The sequence below is a fragment of the Kibdelosporangium persicum genome, from assembly GCF_013280595.1.
In the GTDB taxonomy this organism is placed as follows: Bacteria; Actinomycetota; Actinomycetes; order Mycobacteriales; family Pseudonocardiaceae; genus Kibdelosporangium; species Kibdelosporangium persicum.
In genome coordinates this window covers 1-1,064 of record NZ_JAAATY010000089.1, presented here as the reverse complement: position 1 = coordinate 1,064, position 1,064 = coordinate 1, and the positions used below count along the sequence as shown (strand labels likewise).

General features: G+C 63.2%; 1 protein-coding gene and 1 pseudogene. One reads left to right on the top strand and one right to left on the bottom strand.

Going from position 1 to position 1,064, the window contains the following annotated elements:
• A pseudogene (locus GC106_RS46980) lies at positions 1 to 644 on the bottom strand (hypothetical protein); the annotation flags it as partial.
• On the opposite strand from GC106_RS46980, the gene GC106_RS47390 reads away from it, so the two are divergent.
• A partial coding sequence (locus GC106_RS47390) for a hypothetical protein (protein ID WP_217281873.1) occupies positions 636 to 1,064 on the top strand: 429 nt, incomplete at its 3' end. The pseudogene GC106_RS46980 and the gene GC106_RS47390 sit on opposite strands and share 9 nt — an antisense overlap.

The window sequence follows — 1,064 nt, the reverse complement described above, 5'->3', positions numbered from 1 at the left end:
TGACCACCCAACCCGAAAAAATCATCATCCACACCAACACCACCCACACCCAACACCTCACCAAACAAACCACACAACACCACCTCAACCGGAGACACACCCCCACCACCCACAACCCGCGACACCACCGGAACCGGCAAACCACGCCGATCCAGCTTCCCATTGGGGTTGAGCGGGATCTCGGGGATCGCGACCAAGGCTGACGGCACCATGTAGTCGGGCAGACGACCGGCCACATGCGACCGCACCGATGCCATGAGCTCCTCACTCGCCAGAGCGGCGAACGGCACGTTGACGAGATCGTCTTGTTCGGACTCCTCCGCGGAGATGCGCAGTCCGGCAACAGGTTTGCCGGCGAGCTGGGATGGCAGCACGATCACGTCGAACTGGTCGGCTGACGGCGACCACGTCGGGTACGCGATCACGCCGAGGCGGTCAGCCCATGCCGCGACGTCATGGGGGTCCACGGCAGATACGGTGGGCTGCCCGGCTTCGCTGGCCAGTCGGGCATTGGGTATGCCGGTGATCCGGACCGGCGATTCCGTCGGGGCCTGGACATCGTCAAGAGAGAAGATGTCCGTTCCCCAACCGAGTGTACGGACCTTCTCGGCCGGCACCGTGTCCACGGGTGTCTTGTGCAGCACGACCTCGTAACGGTGCCTGGTCAGTTCGTTGTGGGACGCGCCTTGCTTCAGGCGGATGTCCACCGCTCCGATTCGTTCGTCGCGCTTGCCGAGCGCCTCGAAGTAACCAGGAGCGATGAGCAGTTCCCGTTCGCGGTGCAGTGCCTGGCGGACGGCGACGGCAAGGCCGGTGTCGTCGACTTTGTACCGGGTACGTTGGACAGCGGTGTGCAGGGATTCCGCGGTGAGCAGGTTCCGGACGTCGCCGATCAGTACCCGGCCACCAGGAACAACCAGATCCAGCAACTGCTCCAACACCCGCGCCAAATACCCACCACTCGGGAAATACTGCACCACCGAGTTCAACACCACAGTGTCAAAAAACCCCGACGGCAACCCCACAACACTATCCGCCGCCTGACACCGCAACACCACACGACC